14 protein-coding genes are annotated in these 17,184 nt (G+C 71.9%); 8 read left to right on the forward strand and 6 right to left on the reverse strand.

The window, feature by feature from the left end; translation table 11 throughout:
* Positions 1-76 precede the first annotated feature (76 nt).
* The 3 genes from ACZ68P_RS14045 to ACZ68P_RS14055 all read left to right on the forward strand — a co-directional run bounded on the left by ACZ68P_RS14045 (position 77) and on the right by ACZ68P_RS14055 (position 1,205).
* Entirely contained in the window at positions 77-223 is a 147-nt protein-coding gene (locus ACZ68P_RS14045) for a hypothetical protein (RefSeq protein ID WP_198942300.1), read from the forward strand.
* Entirely contained in the window at positions 220-654 is a 435-nt protein-coding gene (locus ACZ68P_RS14050; protein WP_471005796.1) for an FhaA domain-containing protein, read from the forward strand. The genes ACZ68P_RS14045 and ACZ68P_RS14050 overlap by 4 nt, the downstream gene beginning before the upstream one ends.
* Before the next feature lie 92 nt (positions 655-746).
* Positions 747-1,205: a TIGR03618 family F420-dependent PPOX class oxidoreductase gene (locus ACZ68P_RS14055; protein WP_471005797.1), complete on the forward strand. Its 459-nt coding sequence runs from the start codon at positions 747-749 to the stop codon at positions 1,203-1,205.
* A 46-nt stretch (positions 1,206-1,251) separates the two neighbouring features.
* On the opposite strand, the gene ACZ68P_RS14060 is transcribed toward ACZ68P_RS14055, so the two are convergent.
* Positions 1,252-2,451: a serine hydrolase domain-containing protein gene (locus tag ACZ68P_RS14060; protein WP_471005798.1), complete on the reverse strand. Its 1,200-nt coding sequence runs from the start codon at positions 2,449-2,451 to the stop codon at positions 1,252-1,254.
* A gap of 464 nt (positions 2,452-2,915) precedes the next feature.
* Here ACZ68P_RS14060 and ACZ68P_RS14065 point away from each other — a divergent pair, with 464 nt between their 5' ends.
* The 5 genes from ACZ68P_RS14065 (at position 2,916) to ACZ68P_RS14085 (ending at position 9,924) form a co-directional block, all read left to right on the forward strand.
* The gene (locus ACZ68P_RS14065) at positions 2,916-4,256 is read left to right on the forward strand and encodes a globin domain-containing protein (protein ID WP_471005799.1); all 1,341 of its coding nucleotides are present in this window, start codon (positions 2,916-2,918) and stop codon (positions 4,254-4,256) included.
* Complete coding sequence (locus ACZ68P_RS14070; protein WP_471005801.1) at positions 4,253-5,053, forward strand: pyridoxamine 5'-phosphate oxidase family protein; 801 nt, start codon at positions 4,253-4,255, stop codon at positions 5,051-5,053. The genes ACZ68P_RS14065 and ACZ68P_RS14070 overlap by 4 nt, the downstream gene beginning before the upstream one ends.
* A 299-nt stretch (positions 5,054-5,352) precedes the next feature.
* Positions 5,353-5,556, forward strand: coding sequence for a cold-shock protein (locus ACZ68P_RS14075; protein WP_100598391.1), 204 nt, complete (start codon positions 5,353-5,355; stop codon positions 5,554-5,556).
* Positions 5,557-5,757: 201 nt separating this feature from the next.
* Entirely contained in the window at positions 5,758-7,191 is a 1,434-nt protein-coding gene (locus ACZ68P_RS14080) for a DEAD/DEAH box helicase (RefSeq protein WP_471005802.1), read from the forward strand.
* 645 nt (positions 7,192-7,836) lie between these two features.
* On the forward strand, positions 7,837-9,924 hold the full coding sequence (locus ACZ68P_RS14085) for a phosphocholine-specific phospholipase C (protein ID WP_471005803.1): 2,088 nt from the start codon (positions 7,837-7,839) through the stop codon (positions 9,922-9,924).
* Positions 9,925-9,949: 25 nt separating this feature from the next.
* Here the strand turns inward: ACZ68P_RS14085 and ACZ68P_RS14090 are convergent, their stop codons facing one another.
* From ACZ68P_RS14090 to ACZ68P_RS14110, 5 genes are all read right to left on the reverse strand, one after another.
* Positions 9,950-11,716 (reverse strand): VanW family protein, encoded by a 1,767-nt coding sequence (locus ACZ68P_RS14090; protein WP_471005804.1) that lies wholly within the window; start codon positions 11,714-11,716, stop codon positions 9,950-9,952.
* A gap of 278 nt (positions 11,717-11,994) precedes the next feature.
* Positions 11,995-13,437, reverse strand: coding sequence for a GH1 family beta-glucosidase (locus ACZ68P_RS14095; RefSeq protein ID WP_471005805.1), 1,443 nt, complete (start codon positions 13,435-13,437; stop codon positions 11,995-11,997).
* A 99-nt stretch (positions 13,438-13,536) separates the two neighbouring features.
* On the reverse strand, positions 13,537-14,430 hold the full coding sequence (locus ACZ68P_RS14100) for a carbohydrate ABC transporter permease (RefSeq protein ID WP_471005806.1): 894 nt from the start codon (positions 14,428-14,430) through the stop codon (positions 13,537-13,539).
* A 4-nt stretch (positions 14,431-14,434) separates the two neighbouring features.
* A complete protein-coding gene (locus tag ACZ68P_RS14105; RefSeq protein WP_471005808.1) occupies positions 14,435-15,439 on the reverse strand; it encodes a carbohydrate ABC transporter permease in 1,005 nt (334 codons plus the stop codon).
* A gap of 255 nt (positions 15,440-15,694) precedes the next feature.
* Positions 15,695-17,011, reverse strand: coding sequence for an ABC transporter substrate-binding protein (locus ACZ68P_RS14110; RefSeq protein ID WP_471005810.1), 1,317 nt, complete (start codon positions 17,009-17,011; stop codon positions 15,695-15,697).
* Positions 17,012-17,184: the final 173 nt, after the last annotated feature.

Genomic DNA, 17,184 nt, shown 5'->3' on the forward strand with positions numbered 1-17,184 from the left:
GTACGGGTGAGGTGTCCCGGACATCGTCGCGGCATCCCCGGGTAGGCGGACGGTACACGGCCCAGAGGAGGAACCCATGTCCGGACTGATCACTCGTATCAAGCAGTTCACCCGCAGCCCGCAGGGTCAGCGCACGATCGCGTCGGCCCGGCGGGCCGCGGCCGACCCGCGCAAGCGCGAGCAGGCGCGCAGGCTGCTCGGGCGGCTGCGCGGGCGCCGGTGAAGGCGAGGCCGGAGGGCAGGCACGCGGCGGGCGAAGGGCTCTCCCGATGGGAACGAGCCCTGGAACGCTGGCAGGACGGCCTGCTCTCCAAGGTCCGCCACCGCGAGCACGTCGAGTTGGTCGAGGCCCTGCACCACGAGTGCGACGACCACGCCGTGGTGTGCAGCGAGACCAGAGTGGTCGTGCCGAACGCCTACGAGGTCGAACTGGACGCCCGGGTGCACGAGGAGTTGATGCGCCGCGGCCGACGTGACGTGGGGGAGGCCCTGACGGACGACCTGGCCCGTCACGGAGAGCGGAAGGGGTACGAGTGGGCGGGGCCCCTGACCGTCCGCGTCACCCCGGCGGAGCGGCCGCCCGACGAGCCGTACCGGGTGAGCAGCAGCCCCATGCCCCATGTGCGGGCCGACGCCTTCCCGGCCGAGCACTGAACGGACCTGGCGCCCAGTCGCTCGCCGCCCTCTCGTCCACCGGCGGGGCCGGGCGGCGGAATGCCTGCCCGGCGAAGGGAGTTGGAGCGGTCATGACTCAAGGACCAGCTCCCCGCCCCCTGACGGACGAAGCCCTCTCCGCCCTGCTGAGCGCCGGCCGCTTCGGCACGCTCGCCACGGTCAAACGGGAGGGCCACCCGCACCTGACCACCATGCTCTACGCCTGGGATCCACAGGAGCGCGTCCTGCGCTTCTCCACCACGGCGGACCGGGTCAAGGTGGGTCATGTGCGCCGGGCCCCGCAGGCGAGCCTGCACGTGCAGGGCCCCGACGTGTGGTCCTTCGCCGTCGCCGAAGGGGAGGCGGAGGCCACCGCACCCACCACGGCCCCGGGCGACGCCGTCGGCCGGGAGCTGCTGTCGATGATCCCCCCGGACGCCCGGCCGGTCGACGAGCTGTCCTTCCTGGAGCAGCAGGTCGCCGAGCGCCGGGTCGTCATCCGCCTCAAGGTCCGCCGGCTCTACGGCACCGCGCTGGACGTGACGTCCTGACGCGGTGCCCGAGGCGGTGTCCGGGCGACGACGAGCCGAGAGCTCGTCAGCGCGGCGGGACCGGGCGGTCGTAGACGTTCTCCGGGGTCGCGATCTCGGTGATGGCCCGGGCGAGGAGCGTGGAGGGTTCCTGGCCCCGGGAGAAGACGTCGGTGTTGAGCATGAGCACCAGGGTCGCCTTCCGGGACGGGAGGTAGACCGTCACGCTCTCGTACCCGGGGATCGAGCCGTTGTGCCCGATCCACCCGCCGGTCTCCAGGATGCCGAGGCCGTAACTGGTGCCGGGGAAGCCGGTCGGCAGCGTCGTGAGCCGTTCCCGCTGGGTCGCCGGGCTCAGCAGCGTGCCCGTGGCGACGACCCTGGCCCACCGGTGGAGGTCCCGCAGGTCCGAGATCATCGCCCCGGCGGCCCAGGCCCAGCCCGGGTCCCAGTTCGTGGCGTCCGCGATCGCGCCGCTCGGGGTCTGATCCGTGTAACCGCGTGGGTGCGGCTCGGGGAACTCGGCACCCTTCGGGAACAGCGTGTGGCGCAGACCGGCCGGGCGGAGCACCCGGTCGTGGACGAAGTGGGCGAGCTTCGCGCCGGTGACCTTCTCGATCACCAGGCCCAGCAGGACGAGGTTGGTGTTGGAGTACTGGAACTGCGCGCCGGGAGCGAAGGTGTTGGCGTGCCGGAAGGCGTACGACAGCACCTCGTAGGGAGTGAACGGGCGGGTCGGGTCGCCCTCCAGGTCCTTGGTGAAGTCCGCGTCGGCGGTGTACGAGAACAGGCCGCTGCGCATCCCGGCGAGGTGGCGCAGCGTGATGGCGTCCCCGTTCGGCACGCCCCGGATGTAGGTGGAGATCGGGTCGTCCAGCCGGACCAGGCCGTCGTCGATGAGTTCGAGCAGCGCGGTGACCGTGAAGGTCTTGGTCTCGCTGCCGATCCGGATGTGCGTGTCGGTGGTCATCGGCTTGCCGGTGGCGGTGTCGGCGACGCCGCTCGCGCGGACGTAGCTTCCCTTGCCCGGCATCCACAGGCCGACGACGACGCCGGGGATGCCGGCCTGTCGCCGGACGTCCTCGATGGCCTTGTCCAGCCGCGCGGTGAGCTCCGGGCCGAGTCCGTCCGGCCGGCCGTCGTCCCGGCCGGGCCCGTCGACGTCCACGGCGTGGACGGCGGTGGCGGGCGCCACCGCCACCGGGGCCAGTACGGACGCCACGAGCAGGGCCGCGGCGAAGAGACGGCGGTGGGGTGTACGTCGCATGGCGGGGCGCCTCTTCCGGGGTCGGGGCCAGAACGGCCAGGTCACCACCCGGAACCCCCGGGGGTGGCCCGGTCCGCGAAGCGTCGCGGCGAGTCCACCCCTTCGGAGCCATGCGGGCCACCGCCCGGCCCGAGGCGCGGGGAGTCCGCCCCTCTCGCTGTTACCCGCGGAAATGGATGCGGCGGAAAGTGAAGAGGAGAGGTGAAGAAAATGCGGAGTTCGGATGGGTGTTCGGGCTTTCCGTCGACCGTCGACGTGAGGAAACAAAGCAGGCGACTCGTGTCATCCGTCGAACCCGTTGGTAACTTCCCTTTCAGGAGGGGTTCCCAGGTGCGTGAAGCACGGACAACCGGGCCAACGCGGCGTTTCCGGAAGCCCGCGGAGCGCAGTCATGGATTTCGGCGGGCGGGGTAGGGTCGAGCCCGCGAAGAGCGACCGAAAGACGTTCGAGGCGAGGCACACCGATGGACGGCAGCAGTGGGGGCGGGGGCTGGTTCAGTCCAAGTCCGAACAGGAATACGACCGCGGCGGGGCAGGGGAATCGGAGGGAAGAAGGCCCCACGGCCGGCGGTCCGGGCACGCCCGGCGTTCCCGGCGCCGACGGGCCGGCGAGCCGAGGCCCGGGCGGTCTCACCGGCTCCGGCGGTCCCAGCGGCTCCGGCGGTCCCAGCAGTGACGTTTCGCCCGAAGCCGTCCTCATCCGCCGCACGATGGCCGAGATCGAGCCGATCGCGGACAAGGTCACGTCGTATTTCTACGCGCTGCTCTTCCTGCGCCATCCCGAGCTGCGGAACCTCTTTCCCGCCGCGATGGACGCCCAGCGCGACCGCCTCTTCCAGGCGTTGCTCACCGCGGCGAGACACGTCGACGACACCCCCACCCTCACGACGTACCTGTCCCATCTCGGCCGCGGACACCGCAAGTACGGCACCCGGCCCGAGCACTACCCGGCGGTCGGCGAGGCCCTCCTCGGCGCCCTCGCGCACCACGCCCCGCTGAGCTGGAGTCCCGAGACCGAGGCGGCCTGGGTGGGCGCCTACACCGCCATCTCGCAGATCATGATCGACGCGGCCGCCGAGGACGAACTGCGCGCCCCCGCCTGGTGGGACGCCGAGGTCGTCGCGCACGAGATGCGCACCTCCGACATAGCGGTGGTGACCGTACGGCCCGGGCAGCCCTATCCCTTCCGCGCCGGGCAGTACGCGGCCCTGGAGACGCCGTGGTGGCCGCGCGTGTGGCGGCACTACTCCTTCGCCTCCGCCCCCCGCTCGGACGGACTGCTCTCCTTCCACGTCAAGGCGGTCCCGGCCGGGTGGGTCTCCAACGCCCTCGTCCACCGGGCCCGTCCGGGCGACGTCATCCGCCTCGGTTCCCCCGCCGGCTCCATGACCGTGGACCACAGCACCGACAACGGGCTGCTGTGCCTGGGCGGCGGCACCGGCATCGCGCCCATCAAGGCGCTCATCGAGGACGTGGTCGAGCACGGCCGCCGCCGGCCCGTCCAGGTCTTCTACGGGGCCCGCCGCGACCACGACCTGTACGACATCGACACGATGCTCCGCATGCAGCAGTCGCACCCCTGGCTCTCGGTCCGCCCCGTCGTCGACGACGGCCCGGGCGGCGACCTGTGCGGCCAACTCCCCGACGCCGTCAGTCAGTACGGCCCCTGGCACACCTACGACGCCTATCTCTCGGGCCCCCCGGCCATGATCCGCCGCAGCGTCGACACCCTCGTCGGCATCGGCATCCCGTCCCACCGCATACGGCACGACTCCATCGAGGAACTGGTCGGAGCAAGGAATTGAGCACATTCGAACAGGCCGGCCCGCAGGCGGCCGCGGCCGTACGGACGACGCGCCCCGGCAGCGAGGGCGAGCACCACGTCCAGCAGCGCATGGGGACGACCGAACGCGCCGACAAGTTCTACGCCGAGCAGGTCCTCGACCGGCTCAACGACAGGATGCGGGAGTTCGTGGCGCGCCAGGAGATGTTCTTCCTGGCCACCTCCGACCGGCACGGCGAGTGCGACAACACCTTCCGGGCCGGCCCGCCCGGCTTCCTCCGGGTCCTGGACGACCTCACCCTCGCGTACCCCGAGTACCGCGGCAACGGCGTCCTCGCCAGTCTCGGCAACATCGAGGAGAACCCGCACGTCGGGATCCTGATGATCGACTTCCTCCGGGACCGCGTCGGGCTGCACGTGAACGGCGCGGCGCGGATCGTCCCCGACGACGAGATGCGCGCGGCCCACCCCGGCCTGACCGTGGACCCGGTACCGGGGCGCCGCGCCCAGGTGTGGGTCCAGGTCACGGTCGAGGAGGCGTACATCCACTGCGCCAAGCACATACCGCACCTCCAGAAGATGCCCGTCCAGGGCCGCAGCCGCGCGTGGGGCACCGACGACTTCAAGCGCAAGGGCGGCGACTTCTTCGGCGCCGCGGCCGACGCGGACGAGCGCGGGCCGTTCCTGCCCCCCCCGCGCGCGGACGCGGCGGCGTGGCGCGCGGAGGCGTCGAAGGTGCTGGCGAGGGCCGAGCAGCGCGCGGCCGAAGCGCGTGACGGGGCGTTCAGCGGCTGGTTCCGCCGGGACGTCTCGGTCTGATCCGAGCCCGCCGGCCGTCCCCTCGCCGTCCGGCGAGGGGACGGCCGGCCGTCGTCCGGACGGCGGCCGGCGTACCGACACCAGATATTCCGGCGCGGTTCAGAAACACGGAAGACCTTCCCGTGCTACAGTCGATAGCAGTTGCAGTTGTGGTTCCCATAAGACTTCAAGTGCCCAGGACGGTTTCCCCGTCGGGCACTTTTGTATTTTCGGTGCTTTTTTCCGGACGGGGTAATCATCGCGGCGACGCCGGGATCCGCACAGTGCGGACCCGGGTAGTGCCCCGAAGGAGATATGACATGGCTACTGGCACCGTGAAGTGGTTCAACTCGGAAAAGGGCTTCGGCTTCATCGAGCAGGAGGGTGGCGGCCCCGACGTCTTCGCCCACTACTCGAACATCGCCACCCAGGGCTTCCGTGAGCTTCAGGAAGGCCAGAAGGTGAACTTCGACGTCACGCAGGGCCAGAAGGGCCCGCAGGCGGAGAACATCGTTCCCGCCTGACGTTGAGGCGTACTGACGCAGCTGGGGCCCCCACCGCGAGGTGAGGGCCCCGGCTCGTTGGTGTTTCCGGGGCCTTTCCGCCCCATTCCGTCGCACCGGTGACTTCCTTGCATTGTGCACGGGTGCCGTTTATCCCCCTGCATTTCGACCCGTGGCCGGATCGACCCCCCGTCGCTGTCCGCCACGTCGAGGAAGGAATCCATGACCCCTCCGCCCACGAACCGTTCCGCCGAGAATCGCCCGGCGGGACCGAACGAGTTCGCCCTTCCGGAGACCCTGACCCCGGCCCTCCCCGCGGCGGCCCGTTTCGCCGACATGGAGCTGCCCGCCCCGCTCCTGAAGACGCTCGCCGACCTCGGTGTCGACACGCCCTTCCCGATCCAGGCCGCCACCCTCCCGAACGCGCTCGCCGGGCGTGACGTCCTCGGCCGCGGACGCACCGGCTCGGGCAAGACCCTCGCCTTCGGTCTCGCGCTGCTCACGCGCACGGCGGGACAGCGCGCGGACGCCAAGAAGCCGCTCGCGCTGATCCTCGTCCCCACCCGCGAACTGGCCCAGCAGGTCACCGACGCCCTCACCCCCTACGCCCGGGCGCTGAGCCTGCGGATGGCCACGGTGGTCGGCGGCCTGTCCATCGGGCGCCAGGCGGGCGAGCTCAAGACGGGGGCCGAGGTCCTCGTCGCCACCCCGGGCCGCCTCATGGACCTCGTCGAGCGCAAGGACGTCCGCCTGGACCGGGTGGGCGTCACCGTCCTGGACGAGGCCGACCAGATGGCCGACATGGGCTTCATGCCGCAGGTCACCGCGCTGCTCGACCTCGTACGCCCCGACGGCCAGCGGATGCTGTTCTCGGCCACCCTGGACCGCAACGTCGACCTCCTGGTCCGCCGCTACCTCACGGACCCCGTCGTCCACTCGGTCGACCCGTCCGCCGGCGCCGTCACGACCATGGACCACCACGTCCTCCAGGTGCACGGCCCCGACAAGTGGGCCACGGCGACGGAGATCGCCGCCCGTGACGGGCGGGTGCTCATGTTCCTGGACACCAAGCACGCCGTCGACCAGTTCACCCGGCACCTCCTGGGCAGCGGCGTACGGGCCGCCGCCCTGCACGGCGGCAAGTCGCAGCCGCAGCGCTCCCGCACGCTTGAGCGGTTCAAGAGCGGCGAGCTCACGGTGCTGGTCGCGACGAACGTCGCGGCCCGGGGCATCCACATCGACCGGCTCGACCTCGTCGTCAACGTCGACCCGCCCGCCGACCACAAGGACTACCTGCACCGCGGCGGCCGGACGGCACGCGCCGGCGAGTCCGGCAGCGTCGTCACCCTCGTCACGCAGAGCCAGCGCAAGGACGTGGCGCGTCTCCTGTCGGAGGCGGGTATCCGGGCCCGGATCACCCCGGTCCGCTCCGGCGAGGCCGAACTGAGCCGGATCACCGGCGCCCAGGCCCCCTCCGGCGTCCCCGTCGGCGGCAACGCGGCGGTCAAGGACGCCTCCAAGCGGGGCGCCGCCTTCCGTGGCATGGGGACCGTTCCCGGGCGCCCCGGCCGCACCAAGAACGAGTCCCGCCGAGCCGCCGAGGCTCGCCAGACCGCCGAGGCCCGCAAGGCCGCCCGCGTCCGCCGGGGCGCGTGACCGCAGGAGGCCCGCGGCCCTGAACGCCGGGGCCTCGACTTCGGACGCCTGAGGGGGCGCGTGAGACCCTGACGCGCGCGGCGTGACGCCGGAGCCCTCCCCCCCCGTCGCGCCTGACGACAGGGTCCCCGCCCCGGAGACGTACGACGCCGGGGCCCTCGGCCGCAGGCGCCGCGTCACGCCCGGCCTCGCGCGCCGCACCCGACGCCGGAGTCCGCGCTTCGGACCGCGCCCCGCCGGAGGGTCCCCAGCGGCTTGGGCCGTGCCTTCTCCGGGCCCCGTGGCGCCCGGCGCCAGGGCAACCGCGGCCCGCCCCGCGCCGTCGGCAGGCCCGGACCCCTCCCCGGCGGAGACGACACCCGGGCCCCTCTCCGTCCATGGCCATCTCGACGGCCCCAGAAGGCCCCCTAGCCGGCCGGCGGCGGGCATGGACTTCTCGTACGACTCCATGGACTCTTCGCGGACCCCCGGTACGACCGGCCCTCTCGCCCCTACGGTGAATCCCGCCGTGCGCAGCCCACGTGGTCCCGCGTTCACGACCTGTACCGCGCCCCCACGCGTCGACGACACGCTCCCGTCCCCTCACCCGCTGATCTTGGGCTCGCTCGGACCACCGCCCCCCATCCCGCAGAGGTGCTCGGACCCATGACTGATCTCGATCGGCGCCGCTTCCTCCAGATGGCCGGCGCCACCGCCGGTGCCACGGTCGGTTCCACCGCGGGCCTGGCCGCGCTCGGCGGCAGCATCGCCCGGGCGGCCGCCATCCCCGCCGCCCGGACCTCCGGCACGCTCGCCGACGTCGAGCACATCGTCGTGCTGATGCAGGAGAACCGTTCCTTCGACCACTACTTCGGTGCGCTGAAGGGCGTACGCGGATTCGGTGACCCCCGGCCGATCACCCTCCCCAGCGGCAAGCCGGTCTGGTACCAGCCGGACGGCGCCAAGGACGTCCTGCCCTACCACCCGGCTGCCGACGACCTCGGCATGCAGTTCATCGCCGGCCTCAACCACGACTGGGCCGGCGGCCACAAGGCCTTCAACAACGGCAGGTACGACCAGTGGATCCCCGCCAAGTCCGCGGGCACCATGGCGTACCTGACCCGCGAGGACATCCCCTTCCACTACGCCCTCGCCGACGCGTTCACCGTCTGCGACGCGTACCACTGCTCCTTCATCGGCGCCACGGACCCCAACCGCTACTACATGTGGACGGGATACACCGGGAACGACCGCACCGGCGGAGGGCCCGTGCTCGGCAACGACGAGCTGGGCTACGGCTGGACGACGTACCCCGAACGCCTGGAGCAGGCAGGCGTCTCCTGGAAGATCTACCAGGACGTCGGCGACGGTCTGAACGCCGCCGGACACTGGGGCTGGATCGACGACGCCTACCGCGGCAACTACGGCGACAACTCCCTGCTGTACTTCAACAGCTTCCGCAACGCCCAGCCCGGCAACCCGCTCTACGACAAGGCCCGAACCGGCACCGACGTCAAGGCGGGCGACGGGCTCTTCGACGTCCTGCGGGCGGACGTGGCGGCCGGCCGGCTGCCGCAGATCTCCTGGATCACCGCCCCCGAGGCGTTCAGCGAACACCCCAACTGGCCCGCGAACTACGGCGCCTGGTACATCGCGCAGGTCCTCGACGCGCTGACCTCCAACCCCGACGTGTGGAGCCGGACCGCGCTGTTCATCACCTACGACGAGAACGACGGCTACTTCGACCACGTCGTGCCCCCCTACCCGCCGGCCTCGGCCGCGCAGGGACTCTCCACCGCCGACACGGCGGCCGACCACTTCCCCGGCGACTCCCGCTACGCCGCCGGTGCCTACGGCCTCGGCCAGCGCGTCCCGATGCTGGTCGTCTCCCCCTGGAGCAAGGGCGGATACGTCTGCTCCGAGGTCTTCGACCACACCTCGATCATCCGCTTCATGGAGCGGCGCTTCGGGGTCACCGAGCCGCACATCTCGCCCTGGCGCAGGGCGATCTGCGGCGATCTGACCTCGGCCTTCGACTTCGGTCTCGAGGACACCGCGCCGACGGCGCTGCCGGACACCACCGGCTACCGGCCGCCGGACGGCGACCGGCACCCCAGCTACGTCCCGAAGCCGCCCGCCAAGCCGGCCCTGCCCGCGCAGGAGCCGGGCGCACGCCCCACCCGCGCGCTGCCGTACGAGCTGGTCGTCGACGGATCGGCCACGCCGTCCACCGGCCGCTTCACCCTCGCCTTCGGCGCCGGGGCGAAGGCGGGCGCCTTCTTCTACGTCACCGCCCGGGGCCGGACCGACGGACCGTGGACGTACACCGCCGGGCCCGGCAGGAGCATCTCCGACACCTGGAACACCGCCTACTCACAAGGGGTCTACGACCTGACGGTGACCGGTCCGAACGGCTTCCTGCGCGGCTTCAAGGGGCCGGGCAGGACCGCGGGGCCCGAGGTGACGGCCCGGCACGACGCGGCCACCGGCAGCCTGGTGCTGACCATGACCAACCCGGGCGCCGCCGACGTCAACCTGACCGTCAGGCGCGCCGCCGCGTACGGCGGGGGGGCGCAGACGTTCAAGGTGGCCAAGGGCGCCACGGTGAGGCACAGCGTGGACCTGCGGGCCGGCCGGCGCTGGTACGACGTCTCGGTCGTCTCCGACGGCGACGCCGCCTTCCTGCGGCGCTTCGCCGGACACGTCGAGACCGGCGCCACCGGCCTCAGCGACCCCGGGATCACCACCGGGTGAGTCCGGTCGCGCCGCCCGGTCCGGTTCACTCGCAGGTGACGCGGTCGCGCGGGGTGTAGTGCGTGCGGAACGTCTCCCGCCCGACCTCCGCCCCGCCGTCGCGGAAGACCCGGTCGACGGTGATGTCGAAGCCCTCCAGCGGCGTCTGCGGCTCGCACTTCGGGCCGGTGCCCGTCCGCTCGGCCGGCTCCGTGAGGTTCGTCCGGGGTCCCTCCACCGCCTCCACCGCGTCGTACTTCCTGGTGCCGTAGAACGTGACGGTCACCGAGGAGTCGGTGGAACTCGCCTCGATGTAGATGCCGTGTCCGGAGTCGTTGCGGAACTTCAGGTCCAGCGTGCCCCAGGCGACCGTCGCCTCCCGGCCGGCCGGATACCGCTCGATGTAGAAGGAGTGCGCGCCGTACTCGACCGGCTTGACGCCCGCGAAGAAGATCGCGTTGAAGACGGTGGTGGCCACCGCGGAGACACCGCCGCCGGGGGCCGAGTGGTACTGCCCGTCCAGGATCATCGTGCCGTCGACGAAACCGTTGGCCTTGGTGCGCTCGCCGACGGTCCGGTTGAAACTCCACACCTCGCCGGGCCGCACGAGCGAGCCGTTGATCAGCTCGACCGCCCGGCCGATGTTCGTCGTCCGGTAGGGGGCGGTCGGGAAGTCGACCGTGAACGTCGACATCCGCTCCGTGATCCCGAGCTTCGCCACCGCCGCGGCGGTGAGCTCCGGCTGGATCAGGCGGGTGGCGACCGGTCCCGTGCGGGCCGCCGCGCCCGTTTTGGGCAGCAGCGGCAGGACGGCGTCCTTCAGCGCCTTGGCGGACACCTCGTGTCCCGGCCGTCCGTCCGACTCCACCACCACCCGGCCGTCCCGGACCCCCAGCTCCGCCTCGACCGGACCGTCCGCGATCGCGTCGAGCGGACGGGCGACGTCCGGGTCGCGGATCAGCGCCTCGGCGTCGAGCGTCGCGGCCAGCTTCCCCTTGTCCGCCTTCACCTTCAGATGGTCGCCGAGCGTCGCCGGAGCGATCCGCAGGGGCTTGCCCGCGGCGGTGACGGTGACCGGGCCCGACATGGCCGGCGTCGCGAACTCCTTCATGAAGCGGTTGACCTCGGCCTCGCCGACCGCGGGCCGCGAGACCGCCGCGGGCAGCACCACGGGGGCCGCCGGGGCCTGGCCGGGGGGCGGATAGGCCGCGCGCAGGGCGTCGGCCGCCGCGGCGGTGTCCAGCTTCACCCCGTCGCGGGGCCGGGTCGCGACCGCCCTGCCCTCCTCGAACGAGACGGCGCCCTCGACCGTCGTACGGTCGAGGGCCTTCGCCAGCCGCTCCGTCTCGGCCCGTGCCTCGGCCTCGTCGAAGGCGACGACCGGCTCGATGTCGCGGTCCCCGGAGGAGAAGAGGCGGCCGATCACCGTCACCGGGTCGCGCGCGGGATCGGCGGCACGCTCGGCGGTCTTCGCGGCGTCGACGGTGAGACCGGCGGACGCCGGATCGACACTGCCGGTCGCGTCCCCCACCCGTACGGGAATCGGAGCCGTCCAGGACGCCGGAGCCGCGGCCTTCAGCGTCGCCCGCGCGTCCTCCCGGCTCATCCCCCCGATGTCCACGCCGGCGACGCGCGTCCCCTCGGATATGTCGTCCCCGGTGGCGACGAGCCCCGCGACGTACAGCCCGCCCGCGGCGACGACGGCCGCTCCGGCCACCGTCGCCGCGATGCGTGTCTTCCTGCCCGGGTTCCTGCCCTCACGCTTGCGGCGGGGTGAGGGGGCCGCGGCCTCACCGGTCGTGGAGCGACGCACACACCCTCCCGTGCAGTCGGGGTCCCGATACACCCGCGACGGTACGCCGACGGATCGCCCGACGCACCTCGGACCTCGTTGACCTGCGCCGATGCCCTCGCCGCCGGGCGCACCACGCCTCGCACGGACCCGCGCCCCGGCCCTTCGCCGGGCCACCCGAACGGCCTGTCCTGATCGGCCCGGATCAGCCGTCCGGACCAGTCACCCCGGGCCGGTTCGCGGCCGCCGGCCGTCCTCGCGCCCGACCCCCGGCCGTCCGCGCGCCGGTCATCCGCCGGTCAGTCGCCCGCCGGATCGACCAGCTCGCCGGACCGCGCCACGCTCGCGTACCAACGGGCGCTCGACTTGGGCGTACGGATCTGCGTCGCGTAGTCGACGTGGACCGCCCCGAAGCGCTTGGCGTAGCCGTACGCCCACTCGAAGTTGTCCAGGAGCGACCACAGGAAGTAGCCGCGGACGTCCGCCCCGTCGGCGATCGCCCGGTGCACCGCCGCCAGGTGGGCGTGCACATAGGAGATCCGGTCCGGGTCGTGGACGGTGCCGTCCGCGCCGACCTCGTCCTCGTAGGCCGCCCCGTTCTCCGTGATCAGCAGCGGCAGGCCGGGATAGCGGGCCGAGATGCGGGTCAGCAGGTCGTACATGCCGCTCGCGTCCACCGCCCAGCCCATCGCCGTGCGCTCGCCAGGGGCCTGGTGGAACGCGACGTCGTCCGCGGCGGGCCAGGGGGAGTGCTCGCTCGACCCGTGCCCGTCGTCCTGCGGCTTCTCCATCCCGTCGGCGACCGCCGACACCAATGTCGGCGTGTAGTAGTTGATGCCGAGGGAGTCCAGCGGCTGCCGGATGGTCGCCGTGTCGCCGTCCCGCACGAAGGACCAGTCCGTCACGGAGGCCGTGTCGGCGAGCAGCTCCCGCGGGTAAGCGCCGTCCAGCAGCGGTCCGAGGAAGACCTCGTTGCCGACCGCGTCGATCCGGCGGGCCGCCTCGCGGTCGGCCGCCGACGAGGTGAGCGGCCGGACCTCGTGGAGGTTCAGGCTGATCGACACCCGCGCCCGGCCCGGCAGCGCGGCGTGCAGCGCCTGGGCGGCGAGGCCGTGGCCGAGGTTGAGGTGGTGGGCGGCGCGCAGGGCGGCCGCCGGGTCCGTACGGCCCGGGGCGTGGACACCGGAGCCGTAGCCGAGGAAGGCGCTGCACCAGGGCTCGTTGAGCGTGGTGAAGCGGGTGACGCGGTCGCCGAGCGCGCCGCCGACCAGCGACGCGTACTCGCCGAACCGCTCGGCGGTCGCCCGCTCGGGCCAGCCACCCGCGGCCTCCAGGTCCTGCGGCAGGTCCCAGTGGTAGAGGGTGGCGACGGGCTCGATGCCGGCACCGAGCAGCTCGTCGACGAGCCGGCGGTAGAAGTCCAGGCCCTTCTGGACGGCGGGGCCGCGGCCGGTGGGCTGGACACGCGGCCAGGAGATGGAGAACCGGTAGGCGCTCAGGCCCAGGTCGGCCATCATCTTCACGTCGTCGCGGAACCGGTGGTAGTGGTCGACCGCCACGTCGCCGGTGTGGCCCTCGAACACCTTTCCCGGCGTGTGGGAGAAGGTGTCCCAGATGGAGGGGGTGCGGCCGTCCTCGGCCGCGGCGCCCTCGATCTGATAGGCGGCGGTGGCGGTGCCCCACAGGAATCCGGCGGGGAACCGGCGGACCGAGGTGAGCGGGCGGGGGTCTGTCGCGGTCATGCGGAGATGCTCCCGAGTGAGAGAGGTGGGGTGTGACGCGGGGCGTGTGCGAGGGGTGCGCGGGGGCCCGTACGGACGCCCGCACGGCCCGGAACGCGGTCAGTTCTTGACCGCACCCGACGTGATGCCGCCGACGATGTGCTTGCCGAGCACGGCGAAGACGAGCAGCAGCGGCACGGTCGATATCAGCGCGCCCGTCAGCACCACGGCCTGGTCGACCGTGTGGTTGCCGGAGCCGAGACCGGCCAGGGCGACCTGCAGTGTGGGGTTGCCGTCCGGGGTCAGCGCGATGAACGGCCAGAAGAAGTCGTTCCACGCCTGCACGAAGACGAGCATCCCGAGGACCGCCATCGCGGGCCGCGCCACCGGGAAGACCACGTGCCAGATGATCCGCAGACTGTGCGCCCCGTCCATCCGGGCCGCCTCGACGAGCTCCACCGGCAGCGCCTCGATGAGGTACTGCCGCATGAAGAACACCCCGAAGGCCGCGACCAGCGAGGGAAGGACGACCGACTGGAGCTGGTCGACCCAGCCCAGGTCGGTGATGATCCGGTAGAGCGGGATCACGCTGAGCTGCGGCGGGATCGTCATGGTGGCGACCACGAGGGCCAGCATGGCCCCCCGCCCCTTGAAGGGCAGCTTGGCGAAGGCGAAGCCGGCCAGGGTGGAGAACATGACGGTGGACAGGGCCACGAGACCGGCGACGACGGTGGTGTTGATCAGCGCCTCGCCCATGTCGACCTGGTTCCAGGCGAAGGTGAGGTTGTCGAAGAGGCGGGGGCCCGGCAGCAGCGGCGCGGGGGCCTCGACCACCCGCTCGCCCGTGTGGGAGGCGGCGACCAGGTTCCAGTACAGCGGGAAGAGGGAGACCAGGGCGGCCAGGCCGAGCAGGACGTAGGTCAGCGGGCCTGCGTGGTGCTGGCGGCCGGCTCCCGAACGTCCGAAGCGCCTCGCAGGGGTCTTCTCACGGGTCTTCTCGAGGGTGTGCGTCATGAGGTCATGCCCCCAGCTTCTTGCGGTTCGCCCGGGACACGAGCGTCTGGACGGCTCCGATCAGCAGCAGGAGCAGCAGCATCACCCAGGCGATGGCGGACGCCTGTCCCAGCGCGCCGGTCACCCAGCCCTTCTCGTACATCAGCAGGCTGAGCGTCTGGAACTGGTTGCCGCTGCCGCCGCTGATGCCGAGGCTGCCGCCGAAGATCATCGGCTCGCCGAAGAGCTGGGTGGCGCCGATGGTGGAGACGATGATCGTGAAGAGGATCGTCGGCCGGATGGAGGGGATGGTGACGCTGAGGAACTGGCGCCAGCGCGAGGCGCCGTCGAGCGCCGCGGCCTCGTAGAGGTCCTGCGGGACGGCCTGCATCGCGGCCAGGTAGATGAGGGCGTTGTAGCCGGTCCAGCGCCAGGTCACGATCGTCGAGATGGCGATCTGCGACGGCCACTTGGACGACTCCCAGTCCACCGGATCGAAACCGACCCAGCCGAGCACGGTGTTGATGAGTCCGTAGTCGGTGTTGAACAGCTGGGCGAAGACGAGCGTCGCCGCCGCGATCGAGGTGGCGTACGGGGCGAGGACCGCGACCCGGAAGAAGCCGCGGGCACGCAGCTTGTAGTTCAGCAGGTGCGCCAGGCCCAGGGCCATCAGCAGCTGGGGGACGGTCGAGACGACGCCGATGGTGAAGGTGTTGGCGAGCGCGTTCCAGAAGAACTCGCTGTCGGTGAGGGCGGTGTAGTTGTCGAGGCCCTTCCACTGCGCGTCGCCGCCGAGCTCCACGCGGTGGAGCGAGAGCCAGCCGGTGTAGAGCAGCGGGAAGAGCCCGAAGGCCGCGAAGGTGAGGAAGAAGGGGGCGACGAAGGCGTACGGGCTCAGCCGCAGGTCCCACCGGTACATCCTGCTGCGCCAACGGCCGGGCGGCTCGGGGCTCTTCGGTCGGGTGGCGGGTGAGGGGCGGGGGGCGGGCGGCGGGGAGCCGTCGGCCGCCGCCCGGACGGAGGTGGCCACGAGGGGCGTCCCTTCGGGTGTCGGTACGTCGGTGCGGATCTGCGTGCGGGTGTACTGCGGGCGCGGGTGCCGCGCCTGTGTCGGCGGCGCGGCTGGGAAAGGGCGCGATGCGGGACGGCGCGAGGAGGAGGCGGCCTGGGCCGGGGCGACCGGACGGCCGCCCGACGGGGGAGCGCCGGGCGGCTCGTGGGGCTGCCGGACCGGCGCCGACGGGGCGACGAGCGCCCCGTCGGCGGCCGTCCGGCCGGTCCGCGCCTACTGCGCGATCTTGTCCGCGACCAGCTTCTTGACGTTCTCCCAGGCCTTCGCCGGGTCGGTGCCGCGCTGCTCGATGTCGAGGATGCCGTTGTCGGTGATGAAGGTCTTCACCTGGCCGTCATAGCGGCTGATCGGGGCCGGGGTGATGCCGGCCGCCGCCTCCGAGTAGATCTTCCCGACCGGGGTGTCACCGAAGTACGGGAGCTTGGCGTCCTGCACGGTCGGGGAGGAGAGGGTGTCTTTGGTGGAGGGGATGTTGCCGTTCACGCCGAAGACCTTGGCGTGCTGGGCCGGGGCGGTCAGCCAGGCGGCCAGCTTCGCCGCCTCCACGGCGTTCTTGCCCGACTTGGGGACGGCGAGGAAGGAACCGCCCCAGTTGCCGGCGACCGGCGGCGAGGCGATGTCCCACTTGCCCTGGTTGCCCGCGCCGGCCTGGTCCTTGATGATGCCGGTCATCCAGCTCGGGCAGGCGACGGTGGCGAACTTGCTGTTCTTGAACGCGGCGTTCCAGCTGCCCTTCTCGTCGAACTGGCGCAGCTTGGCGGTGATGCCGCTCGTGGCCGCCTCGACGGCGGTCTCCCAGGCCTTCTTCACGCCGGGGCTGTTCTCGTAGTCCAGTTCGCCCTTGGTGTTGGCGTACTGGAGCGGCTGGCTGGAGACGACGGCGTTGAAGAGACCGCTCGCGGAGTCGTGGAAGGCGGTTCCGGCCGGAGCGTTCTTCTGGTAGGTCTTGCCTGTCGCGAGGAACTTCGACCAGTCCCCGGCCCAGAGCTCGGCGACCTTGGCACGGTCGGTGGGCAGCTTGGCCTTGGCGAAGAGGTCCTTGTTGTAGCAGATGGCCATGGGACCGATGTCGGTGCCGAGGCCGATGACCTTGCCGTCGGGGGTGGTGGCCTGCTTGACCTTCCAGTCGAGGAACGAGGCGAGGTCGGCGCCTCCGACGGTTCCGAGGTCCGCCCACTTGCCCGCCATCGCCGGGCCGGTGGCCTCCGCGATGTACCCGACCTCCAGGGCCTGGATGTCGGCGAGGCCGCTGTTGCGCGAGAGGCGCAGCTTGAGCGTGTCCCAGTACTTCTGGCCGTCGGCGACGTTCGACTCGACGATCTTGATGTTCGGGTGCATCTTCTCGTACTCGGCGTACAGCTTGGCGCCGGTCTTGTCGTCGTACCCGAAGGAACCGAACGTCCCGATGCGCAGGGTGATCTTTCCGTCGCCGGAGGCCTCGTCGGAACCTCCGTCACCACAACCGGTGAGCAGGACCGTGCAGGCCGCGAGTCCGGCGACCATCGCGGTTCTCGTTCTGGAAATGCGCATGCGACTCTCCTCGTCCAAGGCAGGGGGTGGGAGCGCTCCCACTCCCATCTGGCCGGAAGGTTGCGGCCCGACGGGGGTGGGTGTCAAGAGGTATGCGCGGATCCGGTTCCGATGTCGTGGGAGCGCTCCCACTCTTGATAGGGTCGCGGGAGCACAGGGCTGCGAGGGGAGAC

Source organism: Streptomyces sp. NPDC036822, from assembly GCF_055609145.1.

Bases quoted from the DNA above. Each gene is read 5' to 3' on its own strand.
- ACZ68P_RS14045 (WP_198942300.1), top strand. From the start codon at position 77: ATGTCCGGACTGATCACTCGTATCAAGCAGTTCACCCGCAGCCCGCAG.
- ACZ68P_RS14055 (WP_471005797.1), top strand. From the start codon at position 747: ATGACTCAAGGACCAGCTCCCCGCCCCCTGACGGACGAAGCCCTCTCC.
- ACZ68P_RS14060 (WP_471005798.1), bottom strand. From the start codon at position 2,451: ATGCGACGTACACCCCACCGCCGTCTCTTCGCCGCGGCCCTGCTCGTG.
- ACZ68P_RS14065 (WP_471005799.1), top strand. From the start codon at position 2,916: ATGGACGGCAGCAGTGGGGGCGGGGGCTGGTTCAGTCCAAGTCCGAAC.
- ACZ68P_RS14075 (WP_100598391.1), top strand. From the start codon at position 5,353: ATGGCTACTGGCACCGTGAAGTGGTTCAACTCGGAAAAGGGCTTCGGC.
- ACZ68P_RS14080 (WP_471005802.1), top strand. From the start codon at position 5,758: ATGACCCCTCCGCCCACGAACCGTTCCGCCGAGAATCGCCCGGCGGGA.
- ACZ68P_RS14085 (WP_471005803.1), top strand. From the start codon at position 7,837: ATGACTGATCTCGATCGGCGCCGCTTCCTCCAGATGGCCGGCGCCACC.
- ACZ68P_RS14095 (WP_471005805.1), bottom strand. From the start codon at position 13,437: ATGACCGCGACAGACCCCCGCCCGCTCACCTCGGTCCGCCGGTTCCCC.
- ACZ68P_RS14100 (WP_471005806.1), bottom strand. From the start codon at position 14,430: ATGACGCACACCCTCGAGAAGACCCGTGAGAAGACCCCTGCGAGGCGC.
- ACZ68P_RS14110 (WP_471005810.1), bottom strand. From the start codon at position 17,011: ATGCGCATTTCCAGAACGAGAACCGCGATGGTCGCCGGACTCGCGGCC.